At 40.7% G+C, this 13,359-nt stretch carries 9 protein-coding genes; 2 read left to right on the forward strand and 7 right to left on the reverse strand.

All coding sequences use genetic code 11. The features are described 5' to 3' along the window. Positions 1–57: 57 nt before the first annotated feature. The 7 genes from D0T56_RS02555 to D0T56_RS02585 all read right to left on the reverse strand — a co-directional run bounded on the left by D0T56_RS02555 (position 58) and on the right by D0T56_RS02585 (position 7,765). Complete coding sequence (locus D0T56_RS02555) at positions 58–1,092, reverse strand: mechanosensitive ion channel family protein (protein ID WP_163318571.1); 1,035 nt, start codon at positions 1,090–1,092, stop codon at positions 58–60. A 114-nt stretch (positions 1,093–1,206) separates the two neighbouring features. After that, positions 1,207–1,686 carry an acetyl-CoA carboxylase biotin carboxyl carrier protein subunit gene (locus tag D0T56_RS02560; RefSeq protein ID WP_163318572.1) on the reverse strand — a complete coding sequence of 160 codons (480 nt, stop codon included), beginning with the start codon at positions 1,684–1,686 and terminating at the stop codon, positions 1,207–1,209. A 14-nt stretch (positions 1,687–1,700) separates the two neighbouring features. After that, positions 1,701–3,203, reverse strand: coding sequence for an acetyl/propionyl/methylcrotonyl-CoA carboxylase subunit alpha (locus D0T56_RS02565; RefSeq protein ID WP_163318573.1), 1,503 nt, complete (start codon positions 3,201–3,203; stop codon positions 1,701–1,703). Between the two features lie 37 nt (positions 3,204–3,240). Then, positions 3,241–4,782 carry an acyl-CoA carboxylase subunit beta gene (locus D0T56_RS02570; protein ID WP_163318574.1) on the reverse strand — a complete coding sequence of 514 codons (1,542 nt, stop codon included), beginning with the start codon at positions 4,780–4,782 and terminating at the stop codon, positions 3,241–3,243. Between the two features lie 193 nt (positions 4,783–4,975). After that, a complete protein-coding gene (locus D0T56_RS02575) occupies positions 4,976–5,302 on the reverse strand; it encodes a multidrug efflux SMR transporter (protein WP_163318575.1) in 327 nt (108 codons plus the stop codon). 443 nt (positions 5,303–5,745) lie between these two features. Further along, a complete protein-coding gene (locus tag D0T56_RS02580; protein WP_163318667.1) occupies positions 5,746–6,309 on the reverse strand; it encodes a Crp/Fnr family transcriptional regulator in 564 nt (187 codons plus the stop codon). Positions 6,310–6,364: 55 nt separating this feature from the next. Further along, on the reverse strand, positions 6,365–7,765 hold the full coding sequence (locus tag D0T56_RS02585) for a hypothetical protein (protein ID WP_163318576.1): 1,401 nt from the start codon (positions 7,763–7,765) through the stop codon (positions 6,365–6,367). Positions 7,766–8,206: 441 nt separating this feature from the next. Here D0T56_RS02585 and D0T56_RS02590 point away from each other — a divergent pair, with 441 nt between their 5' ends. Further along, positions 8,207–11,410, forward strand: coding sequence for a TonB-dependent receptor (locus tag D0T56_RS02590; protein ID WP_163318577.1), 3,204 nt, complete (start codon positions 8,207–8,209; stop codon positions 11,408–11,410). Positions 11,411–11,442: 32 nt separating this feature from the next. Then, the gene (locus tag D0T56_RS02595) at positions 11,443–13,311 is read left to right on the forward strand and encodes a RagB/SusD family nutrient uptake outer membrane protein (RefSeq protein WP_163318578.1); all 1,869 of its coding nucleotides are present in this window, start codon (positions 11,443–11,445) and stop codon (positions 13,309–13,311) included. Positions 13,312–13,359 lie beyond the last annotated feature (48 nt).

The following is a 13,359-nucleotide window of genomic DNA, read 5'->3' on the forward strand; positions in this document are numbered from 1 at the left end:
CAAAAGTAATGGATTGGCCTTTTTTATTAGAAAATTTTAAGTAGCAACTTAAATTAATTAGCCCTCTTTTTCAATGTATATCGTTTGGCTGGGAAATGCAAAATTCAGCTTGGCGCGGTTGAATGAGGTTAGAATTTCCATATTCACATTCGACGATGTTTTTCCTATGTCACCTTTTTTCTCTATAAAATAGATAAAAGTGACAACAAGGGCAGAATCCGTGAAGTCGGAGAAATTCACGACCAGACCGTTCTGAGACACATACTCTATCTTAGATGGAATGCCTTTTAGTATATTCATGGCTTCGTTCATCTTTTCGGGAGTTGTGTCGTAAGTCAACCCGATCTTCATCACTACCCGCCTCATCGGCTCGGCGGTGATATTGACTACCGAGGCATCGGCTATTTTGTAGTTGGGAAATGTGACAATTCTTTTATTGTAATCCCTCATTTTGGTACTGCGCACACCGATGTCGACAATGGTTCCTTCAAAATTGTCTATCCTCACTGTGTTTCCAATGCTAAACGGTTTATCTGCAAGTATGGTAAATGCCCCGAAAACATTTTTCACCGTGTCTTGTGCTGCCAGTGCAAAAGCAATGCCACCAATACCAAGAGTTCCCAATAATGCTCCAATGTTTACCCCTACATTGCTCAATGCCATCACTATACCTATAATCCAAACTATAACCAACAGAGAGCGTTTGGCAATAGGCATCATTTTCTTGGTGTGGCTTTTGTTTCCCCAATATACATCCAGAAAATTGCTCGTAAACTTGGCGGCAATCCATGTTATATTCAATACAATAAGTATTCTGTATGCACTGTCGACAGCATCGACGAAGCCATCGGAATATGCAAGGCGGTGAATTGCAATCCAGATTCCGACCAATATTATACCGAACAAAACCGGCGACTCGACCGAATCGTATATAATGTCGTCCAGCTGGGTTGCTGTTTTGCGAGTAAACGATTTCAGCACCCTCTTGAAAAGGAGGGAAATCAATTTAGCTATAACAATGGTGCTAACGATTATGAGTATAGAAATACCCCAATTCTCAACACTGTTTCCTAAAATTTCTTCTTCTAACATGGTTTTTTCAAGTATTTATTCACATTTTCTACTTAAATAAACGCCATTAACAATTGAATTGTTCTTAAAAACGGGGGTAATCCTCCCGTTTTATATGATAACTTCGTCGAAAATTTACACTTCTTTTTCCAGCTCAATCAGCAAATCGCTTTTGCTTGTGGTATCGCCCTCTTTTATCAATACTTTTTTGATTGTGCCTTTTGTGCTGGCTAGGATTGCGTTTTGCATTTTCATCGCTTCCAGAATGAGCAATGTGTCTCCGGCTTTCACCATATCTCCGGTTTTTACCATTACTTCCAGTATTTTTCCCGGCATAGGTGCTTTCAGGCGGATGGTTGTCGATTCGCTGGCTTGCGATGTCAACATCTTTTTGCGTTGCAGCGAAAATGGGGTTTCTACCGAAAAACTGTAACTCACACCATTAACAAGCAGTTCATACTCGTTCTGATGATTCGATATAATCTCGATGGGGTAAGCGATCTCATCTAATATTTTAGAATCGAATTCCACTTTACCGTCTTCTCTCAAAAGGAAGTTATATTCCTTGTTCGATTCTTTGTTGAGGGCAATCAACTGTTTATTTAGGGTATTCATACACTTTTTGCTAATTACATGTTATTAATCCTGTTTCTTAATGCCCACAAATCGAGGTCTTCTTTCCGGCAATCTTGTGCCTTGTTTTGTTTCTCGAAATGACTTACGGCAAACAATGCAGCTAACAGCTCCTCGTCTTTTTCCCGGTAAACCATCGAGTCCATATCTTTTTCGATAAAAGACGTATCAAAGTCACCCTTCCGGAATACTTCGTTGTGCAAAACGGCTTTGTCGAAAGGTATTGTTGTCTTTAATCCCTTTACCTGAAAATCGTCCAGAGCATGCAATGTGTTCTCGATAACGGTTTTTCTGTCTTTGGCATGGACTATAAGTTTTGCGATCATAGAGTCGAAGTGAGGTGTAATTTCCGAACCCACGGTCACACCACTGTCAATTCTCACACCTTCACCTTTTGGCATTTTCAATGCTTTTATCACTCCCAGATAAGGTGAAAAGTCGGACTGCACATCTTCTGCGTTTATCCGGCATTCGATGGCCCATCCGTTCAGTTTCACATCGTTTTGTGTTATCGGGAGTTTTTCTCCGTTGGCCACACGTATCTGCAGTTCTATCAGGTCGAGCCCTGTTATCATTTCAGTTACCGGGTGTTCTACCTGCACACGGGTATTCATTTCCATGAAGTAGAAATTTTTATCTTTATCCAACAAAAATTCTACCGTACCCAGACTTACATATCCGGCTTCTTTTGCCAACGAAATGGCAGCGTCGGTCATTCTTTTGCGTAAGGCTTCGTCCAGAGCGGGTGAAGGGGCTTCTTCCAATAACTTCTGGTGTTTCCGTTGAACGGAACACTCCCGTTCGCCCAAATGAATTACATTTCCGTAACTGTCGGCTACAATCTGCACTTCGATATGGCGAGGATTTTCGAGGTATTTTTCGATGAACACTTCCGGATTGTTAAATGCCGATTGCGCTTCGGACGCCGCCGAGAAATACATCTGCTTCATTTCCGATTGCTTGCGAACGATACGCATACCACGTCCGCCACCTCCGGCACATGCTTTTATTATGAGAGGATAGCCTATTTGCTTGGCTATTTCCAATGCTTCGTCTAATGTGTCCACGCATCCTTTGCTGCCTCCAAGCATCGGAACTTTCCCTTTTGCAGCTATTTCCTTCGCAATCACTTTATCACCCATATTCTGGATAACACGGGGAGAAGGGCCAATGAAAATAACTCCTTCTTCCGTACACCGTATCGCAAACTGTGCGTTTTCGGACAGATAGCCATATCCGGGGTGAATAGCGTCTATTTTATTCCTTTTGGCTAGTAAAACGAGGCTCTCGATATCAAGAAATTCGGGAATATCGTTTTTTTCTCTTTCGGGAAAATCCAATATTCTATCCATCTGTGTAAGGTAGTGGGCGTTAGGTTCTTTCTGAGTTCTTATTCCAACCGATTCGATCCCCATCTTTTTAGCTGTTTGCGCTATCCGTATGGCGATTTCTCCTCTGTTTGCTATGAGAATAGAATTTATTTTATCTTTAGGCTTCATATAATATTTGTTTTAAGTCCTGTAACTTGTAAATAAATTACAATGGCATATTTCCATGTTTACGTTTCGGGCGAAGTTCCGTTTTGCGGTCGAGAGCTTTCAGGCAATTGATAATCTTGCTGCGTGTAAGGGCAGGGTCAATCACTTCGTCTATGTATCCTTTTTCGTCTGCAATATATGGGTTTGTAACCTCTTCCCTATACTTGTGGGTGAGTTCCTTTTTCAGCATGACAGGGTCTTCCGATTCGGCCAGCTCTTTCCGGTAGAGGATGGCGATGGCCCCGTCAGGTCCCATAACGGCTATCTCGGCAGTAGGCCATGCAAAACTGAAATCGCCTCCGATGCCCTTACTGTTCATCACGATATAAGCTCCGCCGTATGCTTTGCGAAGAATGATTGTTATTTTGGGAACAGAGGCAAACGTGTAGGCATACAAAAGTTTTGCCCCGTGACGGATAATCCCGTCATGTTCCTGGTCAGTTCCCGGTAAGAATCCGGGTACGTCTTCCAGCGTGATGATGGGGATATTAAATGAATTGCAGATATTTATAAAACGAGCCGCCTTAACGGAAGAATCTATATCGAGCGTTCCCGCCATAACCTTTGGCTGGTTGGCAACAATACCTACCACTTGCCCATCCATACGGGCAAAGGCAGTGAAGATGTTCATGGCATGATTTTCGGCAACTTCCAGATAATCTCCATTGTCAACAATCAGTTCCACAATGTCTTTCACATTGTAAGGCTTATCGGGGTCTTCGGGAACAATATTCCTCAATCTTTCCTCTTTTCTGTTAGTCGAATCTTTCGATGCCATCAGAGGAGGATTCTCCATATTGTTGGACGGAAGATATGAAAGCAGCTTTTTTACGCCCAATATGGTATTTTCATCATCGTTGTAAACAAAATCAGCCACACCCGATTTTGTTCCATGCACAGAAGCTCCACCCAAATCTTCTGTCGTAACTGTTTCGTTCAGAACTTCCTTCACAACGTTAGGCCCCGTTACGAACATATAACTGGTGTCGGCCGTCATAAATATGAAGTCGGTCAGGGCAGGGGAATATACGGCACCACCTGCGGCAGGCCCCATAATTACCGATATCTGCGGGATGACCCCCGACGACAAAACGTTACGTTTGAATATATCGGCATAACCGTTCAAACTGCTGATTCCCTCCTGTATACGGGCACCTCCCGAGTCGATCAGTCCTACAACCGGAGAACCGGTTTTCAGAGCCATATCTTGTATCTTAACAATTTTTGCAGCGTGCATAGAACCCAACGAACCGCCCAGCACATTGAAGTCTTGCGAATAGGCATACACCAAACGTCCGTTCACCCTACCAAAGCCAGTTACTACACCGTCGCCGAATGCTTTTACTGTTTTCCCGAAAGAAGCGTTTGCCGGAGGTGTGTAGGCATCGGTTTCTTCAAAAGTGCCCTCATCAAAAAGTAGCAATATACGTTCGCGGGCAGTTAGTTTTCCCCGCTTATGCTGTTTTTCGGAATAGGTTTCGTCATATTGTTTTTTCAATAGCTCTTGACGAGCCAAAAACTGGTCATACGATTTTTTCATCTTTCTATTATAGATTTATTTATACACATAAACAAATGCAGTTGATCAAAATACTTGATAACTGAAATTGATGGCAGATGGCTGTCATACACTGCCATTTGCCGTGCCCAAAGTTAGGTATTTTAGTTGAAAAGGAAACAGTTCCTTCTATTTTCTGTCCGATTAGTCGGTGGTGGAGTATAGAAAACGGAATTTAATGAGATACGATTTTCAAGCCGACAATAGAGAAAATGAGGGTTGAAATAAAAAATAACCTTAGAAAGTTGACAGGCTCGTGAAAAATGAAGATTCCTATCAAGACTGTGCCGACAGCTCCGATTCCCGTCCACACGGCATAGGCCGTACCCAAAGGCAAAGTTTGCGTGGCTTTTATCAATAAAAGCATACTGCACAACAAAAAGACAACAAAACCTGCAGTCCACCAATATTTTTCGATTCCTGTTGTTTCCCTGATTTTGCCTAAGCATGAGGTGAATCCGACTTCAAATAGTCCTGCGATAATTAAAAATATCCAATTCATAGTAATGAGAATCAATAATTGAAAATGTTGGTTTTTATTCGACGTTTTCCGGGTGGAGTAAAACCCCACCCCCTACATCTCTCCAAAAGAGAGGGAATAAAAGCCACCTTTGTTCTCTGGGGTTTGTAACCTCGGAGTTATTATTTACCGGATTTAAAATCCGGATAGCAGCCAAGCATGGGATTGTAAATCCCATGCGACGACAGAATAAACACCTCCACCTTTAGGGGGAGGATGGGAGGGGGTACGTTTGTAGGGGCAGGCCTCTGGTCTGCCCGAAAGTAGGGGCGAAAAATATTTCGCCCGATATCGTTGACATGAGGGCGTAAAATCTTACGCCCCTACTAGGTAGACTATTGTACAATTTAAACCAACATTTATAATTTCTAACACAAAGGTCTTGAATTGAAATCAAACAGGAATTAACAAATGATAAAAAATTGCTATTTCAATTTAGCCCTGATCCGGCTTAGTGAAACCTGAGTTATTCCCAGATAAGAAGCAATATACGACAACTGTACCCGCTGAAGTAGTTCCGGGTTATTTTTGATTAGTTCACTATATCTGTCCGAAGCAGGTTTAAATAACCTTTCGATGAATCTTTGTTCGGTTTTGAGAAGTTCTTGTTCGGCAAATTTTCTCCCCAGATTAGCGATATTCACATCCTTTACGTACAAATCGGTCAAAGCATTTGTATTCAGTTTGTATAATGTGCAATCTTCAAGTAGTTCTATATTTTCATATCCTTTCAGGGAGTTGACATAACTTTGCATCGAAACTATGGTGTCACCCTCTTTTCCAAACCAAAAAGTGACTTCTCCTTCCGGAGAGTTTATATAGGCACGAACAATACCTTTTTTGATGAAATAGATATTTCTTTCCACCATATCCGCACTAAGCAAACGATACCCTTTGGGGTACTCTACTTCAACAGTGGCGTCAACTATGCTTTCTTTTGATGCTGTCGGGAGTTTGTATATTTTATCAAGGATTGCACCTATTTCCATACGTAATTTCAGAATTGTAGTATGTGTTCCGGTTTCTGCTTTTTCGGGCAGTTCTTTATTTCTTTTCTCCGAACTGCTTTTCGTATACAACTTTCTTGTCAAGGTTCATCACCTTCACATAGTCCACAGCACCACATCCTTTAAATCTTAGTGTTAGCTCGTTGGCAGTACCCAGACTTGTGTTGTAGTTCATACTTCTGATCTCCTTTCCGTCAAGATAGAATGTAGTTTTTTTATCAATCACCTCTATTCTCATTATATGCCATGAATCAGGATCAAATTTTATATAACTCAAATCGTGCTGATCTCCCTTTTCTTCGTTTTCGCTACTGACAAATTTTCGATACGATTGGCATCCATCACTATTCAAAGCAAGTCCATGAAAACCGGTATTCGAGAAAATATACATCATGACGTCGTAACACTGAATCCCGCTATCTTCTTCTTTAGAGTTCCGCAAACGGGCTTCGAATATTAAATTATCGCCATCTACTATGCTGTCGGTGTAGTATGTGTAACTAACAAACAGCCTGTTGTCGCCAACTTTTTCGTGATCAACAATCTCTCGTGGAATTTTATTTAAAGGTAAGGTTAAATGACCTTTTTGTGTATCCAAACTATCGTTGGGAAAATACAGGTAAGAGTTTGTTCGCTCCTCCATAAGATAGGCAGACCATCCCGTTGTTCGGGATTCCACTTCTATCGTCCTGATTATTTTATCTTTATACTTCAGGTAACAATGACCTCTTCCCGGATAAATGAATGTTGCATACGTCTCGTGGCGGTTATTAGTTAGTTTCCTCACGGTGATGTCTCCATTGGCTTCAACACAGACAACGGACATGCTGTCTATCAGCTGTTCGGGAATATCATACACTACTTTCATTGTGAACGGCGACGCACCTTTGGTCAAGACAGATTCGAAAACAACAGATGAAATCAGATGATTCTCGTACTTTTCTTGAATTTTGTCCCAAAACCCAATCACCAGCAATATTATAATGCCAACAACAACCGGGATTATACTTCTCTGCGAGTATTTCCGAATAGAAGTACTTCTTCTTTGTTTTTGATTACTATTGTTGTCGGAAACGATGGGCGGCTGAGTTGTAGTATTTGGCTTTGTCTCTTCTTGTATTTCCTGTGAGGGTTCTGTTTCTACGCTTGGGTTGTTTTCTGCAACTTCCTGGGTCTTTTTCATCACAAACTCGGCATAACCCGAATAGCCTAGAAAAATACATAAGGCATTATTTGTTGCCAATTGAGGATTTGATGTTTTTTGCTGAAAAAACCGTTTCAACGTATTTGCATTAATACGCATCTTGGAAGACTCGTATATCAAATCTTCAAGCATTTTGAATTCGGTTAATCCCCATGTGTTGGAATTCCCCCACGAGCGTAAACGAATATTATACTCTTCAATAATATCTTTTGTATAATCTCTTTGGGAAGCCATTTTTCGGATAGTGCGTTTGGGTAAAATTTAAAGTCCTCAAAAAAATTTAGTATAGCCATACAAAGCTATCAGATTTATTTTAAAGATACAAAAAATTAGAATCATTTTTCTTTTTAGTACAATTCTTAGTTCATGTGAATTAGTATTTGAAAAAGTGGAGACAAATTGCATTTGTCCGAGAATATATCGGGCATAAGATTTTACGCCCCTACTTTCGGGTAGACTAGAAGCCTGCCCCTACAATCAAATAAGGTATTAATACACTTCCTGTTAAAAACATTAGCCAAGTAGGTTAAACCGTGCTTTTTCGCCACTTTGTCTCGGTTTTGTTCCTATTTTGTAGCCGCTTTATTGGTCAATACTATACTGTTGTAATCTATCTTTGTGTCAATCTCAGAAGTCCATGAATTATATGATAACCTTAAATCGAAATCTAGGTATATGGAAAAACATTTGAAAAAATTATTCTTGTTTACTTTCATATTTATATATGGAGTAAATTGTTTAAAAGCTCAAACAGCGACAGTGACAGGAACCGTCACTTCCGTACAAAACGAACCTCTGATCGGGGTAACCATAATGGTGAAAACGGGCAATGCACCGTCATCAACAGGTACAACTACCGATTTCGACGGAAAATTTTCGATCAACGTTCCTCAAAAAGCAAGTTTGGTGTTTAGTTATATAGGCTACAAAACCAAAACCATAGAGGTTGGAAACAAAACCGAACTGAATATTACATTGGATGACGATGTAAACATTCTGGATGAGGTTGTAGCTATTGGCTACGGTACAATAAAGAAAAGTGACCTTACGGGCGCAGTGTCGTCGGTGAAAGCCTCGGAACTTGCCAATACTGCATCCGCAGGTATAGAGGCTGCCCTGCAAGGTAAAGTAGCGGGAGTTTCTGTTTCCCGAAAAAGTGGAAAGCCCGGCGAAACAGCAGATGTGAAAATCCGTGGTGTAGGATCTTTTACTGCAAGTGGTCCGTTGTGGATCATTGATGGAGTGCAACAAAATCCGGGAGCGGAATTTAACATGAATGATGCGGAATCGATAGAAATATTAAAAGATGCCTCTGCTGCCGCCATTTATGGTGCTGCTGCTGCCAATGGTGTAGTATTAGTTACTACCAAAAGAGGTAAAAAAGGAGAAGCCAAGATGAGCTTCAATGCATACGTCGGGTTCAACAATCCTATCAACTTACCCAAAATGTTATCTACCAGGCAATTTAAAGAGCTTCGCATAGAAGACTTCAATGGTCAGGGCAGAATGACAGAACAAGAAATGCTCAATTATCAATTCTCAGATAGTCAGGCAGCTTATGCTCTAGATTTTGATTTAACAAATGCCGATTACAACTGGAGGGATCGCATCTTTTCGCAAGGAATTACTCAAAACTACGATCTATCTTTTTCTAAAGGAGGCGATGACTACAACTATTATGCATCCTTCAATCATTACAACGAGAAAGGGACATATATCGACACGGAGTTTAAGCGTTACTCTCTACGACTGAACTCTGACGTTAAAGTAAACAAATGGCTTTCGTTTGGCGAATCGATGCAAATTACCTATACGAAAGACAACCCTAACTCGAATGCCGACTACCTGAATAATTATATGCGTACCGTTCCCTTCATGATGCCATACGATGCCACAAATCAACCCGGGGGATTTGGCTATTTTCCTAAAACAAATCAGGATGGAAGTCCGATTATAAATCCGGTGACAGGCAAAGAAGGCGATATAAAATCTATGTTAGGTTATGATGGTAGTAATTTATTGGCAGACGAAGAGTCGTACCGTACTAAAAACGATAAATACAACATCACCGGTAATGTGTTTGTGAAAATACAACCGATAAAGCAGCTTAGTGTTGTTGCAACATTGGGAGCAGGATTTGGTTCGGGAAGCACACATATTGAAAAAGCTGCATATAAGTATCATGAACAGAAAAAGCAATCGGCTTATGTTACGCAAAATGTAGACCGTGGATATGGCCTCACAGGAAACGTTGTAGCAACTTATAGCGAGAAATTTAAAGACCATTCTGTTACTTTTATGTTGGGTACGGAAACCAGCAGAGGGGGAGGAAGAGGAGTGAGGTCGTATGCAACCAATATGTTGGGAGGCATTTATCAGGTTTCATTAGCAGACCCTTCGTTTCGCATTGTAAATGACCATTATAGCAATAATGTAACCTTATCTTATTTTGGACGTTTAAATTATGGCTATAAGGATAAATATCTGTTTACGGCAGTTATGCGGCGTGACGCATCAGATCGCTTTTCGAAGAAGCACCGTTGGGGAACTTTCCCTTCTTTTTCGGGAGCATGGAGAATAAGTGACGAGAACTTTATTAAGGAAAATAAAAATCTGGATTGGCTGTCATCTCTCAAGCTACGTGCATCTTGGGGTATTCTGGGTAATTCTGGTATTCCTCAGTTCCTGTATACTTCTAATTACATAACCCCGGAAGCAAATTATGCTTTTGGTCCCGGTGTAGATCAAAAGTCCGTTACAGGAATCAGGTTAGATTATCTTCCGAACGATGAGATAAAATGGGAAGAAATCTCAACCACCGACATTGGACTAGATGTAGCAATGTTGAATAATCGCCTTACATTCTCTTTCGACTGGTATATAAAGAATACGAAAGATGCACTCTTAAGCAGTTCGATACCAGATATGGTAGGAATGGGTAAAAGTACAGGAGATACTCCGGGGTATATGGTCAATGTGGGAAAGATAAGAAACGTAGGTTGCGACTTTGAAATTGGCTGGCGTGACCAAATTAATAAAGACTTTAATTATTCCGTTAGCGCAAATATCGGATATTTCAAGAATAAAGTAATAGAAACTTATGGCGACAACGAACAAGTTGTTGGTGGTAACGTATTGAAAAATTCAGCTAAAATCTCTTATACAATGAAAGGTTTACCAATAGGCACATTCTTCGCATACAAGACAGATGGCGTATTTCAAACACAAGAAGAGGTGGATCAATACAACCAAATGGCTCAGGAAAAAGGATGGGATCACTATCAGAAATCGGGAACCGCTCCGGGCGATTTGCGCTTCAAAGATGTGAATAATGATGGACATATAGATGCTAAAGATATCACAAAGGTTGGTGACCCTTGGCCCGATTTCACGTATGGTTTTAATATCAATATGAACTATAAAATGTTTGATTTAGGTCTGTTCTTCCAAGGTATTCAGGGGAATGATGTGTTCAACGATTTCAGAAGCAAAACACATGTTTTCTTTAGCGATTATAACACAACTAACTATGCATTGGATCGTTGGACAGGACCGGGAAGTACGAATAAAAATTTCAGATTGGCAAATGGCGACCCGAATGTAAACAAAGGTACTGCTTCCACATGGTTTATTGAAGATGGTTCATACCTGAGGCTGAAAAACATACAATTAGGTTTCACAATGCCGAAAAGATGGTTGGAAAAAACATTTATATCTAAATGCAGATTCTATGTTTCGGGTCAGAATCTACTGACATTTACCAAATATGAAGGCTTCGATCCTGAATTTGTGTCTAGGGATATTACCTCCTCCGGAATAGACTATGGCACTTATCCTCAGAGTAAATCTTTTATTTGTGGTGTTCAGGTCGATTTCTAATTCGCTATGTTAATCTAAAAAAAATATCAATCATGAAATATATATCAAAAGTATTAATTGCAATAGTAGCCTTTTTCTCTCTAAATGGCTGCGAAGATATGTTCGACGATATAAAAAACTATGGGGGAGTACCTGCCGATGGACTGATTACATCGGTAGAAAATGCGCAAATAGCTGTAAACGGTGCATATTCCGGATTGTATGGCTTACGCTTGTTCCGGTCGCAAATTTATTACTATCTCGATTTCGCTACCAACGAACTGGAATACAGGCATCTGGATGAGAATATAAAAATGATGACGAATTATGGCTATAACGATGGCTCCGCATTCATCGGAGGATATTGGAAAGATCTTTATGGCCTCGTTGCCAGATCAAACGATGCTTGCTCTAAAATGTATATACTGAATGAAGACCCTGCTTTTGTGAATACGGCAACCGATGATCAGAAAGCCGAACTCATGCGCCTGATAGGTGAATGTAACTTTTTGCGTGGATTAGGCTACTTCTATCTGACCCGCTCTTTTGGAGACAAGTTGCCATCGCACCCCAACTACAATCCTAATGAATTGGGTGTACCGATAGTAGACACATTGGTCGTAAATAAAGAACAACTGTACAAATCGCGTAATACGTTGGGCGAATGTTGGACGGAAGTGATCCGTAATTTCAAAACAGCTTATGAACTACTTCCCGAATCGTGGGGCAATGATAAATTGGGTGCTGCCACAAAAGGTGCAGCAGCAGGCTATCTGGGACAAGTATACATGTATCTTGAAGATTATAAAGAAGCTAAAAAGTGGTTTGAAGAGTCGATGAAAACAGGCAAATATGAATTGATGGAAACCTATGCTCACAACTTTGATCTGGATCACGAAAATAATCCCGAATCCATCTTTGAAGTGCAATTTCAGACCATTACGTCCGATGTGGTATTGGGGTCGTATATGTGGCGTAATTTTGGGCCCGATCCTAAACATTGGGGTACGGTAAACGTTTCGATGGAATACGTAAACAAGTTCAGGGGCGGATTTCAACTCGATCAAGAGATATATGACGACATAATTGCCCATCCGGAAAAGTATATTCTACAAGCTCGTCCACGCAGAGCATTGCAACTGGTTGCGGAGTTGGCATTCAAACAGTCGATAGGAAGTTTTGTTCTTACCCAGGAAGATTTATTCGACTTGTATACAGGCGATTGGGATGCTTTGGCAACGGAAATCAATACTCGTTTTGAGAATGAAGGCATAACCAATTTTGATATTAAAAAAGACGATACACGCTGGGGAACAGTTGACAGTAAATATATAAAAATCATTTCCTCTGCATCGGAAAAAAATACAGATCCTCGTATGTATGATTCTTTCTATATCCCCAACAGAGACAGTATTTCTTATACTTGGAATGTAAGTAAAACAGAACCATATTCGACTAACTATTACGGGTTTAAAAAATACATACCTTACAATTCTGTTGATAGTTGGTCGGCAGAAAACCTACCCGGATTTGATGGCTATAATTCTATCAATCAGCGTATATTCCGCTTGGGAGATATGTATCTGCAATATGCCGAGGCTTGTTATCGTGAAGGAGATCAAACCAATGCAACAGAATATCTGAACAAGGTAAGACGTCGTGCGTGGGGTTATCCTATCCATACGGCAGGCTCGCCTGTCGACTTTGCTGGTGGCGATTTTATGGACGAATTGATTGCCGAAAGAGAAAAAGAACTTTGCCTGGAAGGACACTTATGGTTCGACTATCTCCGATTGAACAAAGCGGAAGACCTATTCGGTTCGCGAGGTTTTAATCCTAAAAAGCACCACAGGCTACCAATCCCATTGAAGGAGAGACAGATAGTGGGGATGAATAAATTGTTGCAAAACGATGGGTATTAATTAAAAAATCAGCGCCTCCGGGGTGTATCCCCGGAGATATTATTAATC

Origin of the sequence: Dysgonomonas sp. 520 (assembly GCF_010501095.1) — a bacterium.
GTDB lineage: Bacteria > Bacteroidota > Bacteroidia > Bacteroidales > Dysgonomonadaceae > QVMP01.

Bases quoted from the DNA above. Each gene is read 5' to 3' on its own strand.
- D0T56_RS02580 (WP_163318667.1), bottom strand. From the start codon at position 6,309: ATGGAAATAGGTGCAATCCTTGATAAAATATACAAACTCCCGACAGCA.
- D0T56_RS02590 (WP_163318577.1), top strand. From the start codon at position 8,207: ATGGAAAAACATTTGAAAAAATTATTCTTGTTTACTTTCATATTTATA.
- D0T56_RS02585 (WP_163318576.1), bottom strand. From the start codon at position 7,765: ATGGCTTCCCAAAGAGATTATACAAAAGATATTATTGAAGAGTATAAT.
- D0T56_RS02555 (WP_163318571.1), bottom strand. From the start codon at position 1,092: ATGTTAGAAGAAGAAATTTTAGGAAACAGTGTTGAGAATTGGGGTATT.
- D0T56_RS02575 (WP_163318575.1), bottom strand. From the start codon at position 5,302: ATGAATTGGATATTTTTAATTATCGCAGGACTATTTGAAGTCGGATTC.
- D0T56_RS02595 (WP_163318578.1), top strand. From the start codon at position 11,443: ATGAAATATATATCAAAAGTATTAATTGCAATAGTAGCCTTTTTCTCT.
- D0T56_RS02560 (WP_163318572.1), bottom strand. From the start codon at position 1,686: ATGAATACCCTAAATAAACAGTTGATTGCCCTCAACAAAGAATCGAAC.
- D0T56_RS02565 (WP_163318573.1), bottom strand. From the start codon at position 3,203: ATGAAGCCTAAAGATAAAATAAATTCTATTCTCATAGCAAACAGAGGA.
- D0T56_RS02570 (WP_163318574.1), bottom strand. From the start codon at position 4,782: ATGAAAAAATCGTATGACCAGTTTTTGGCTCGTCAAGAGCTATTGAAA.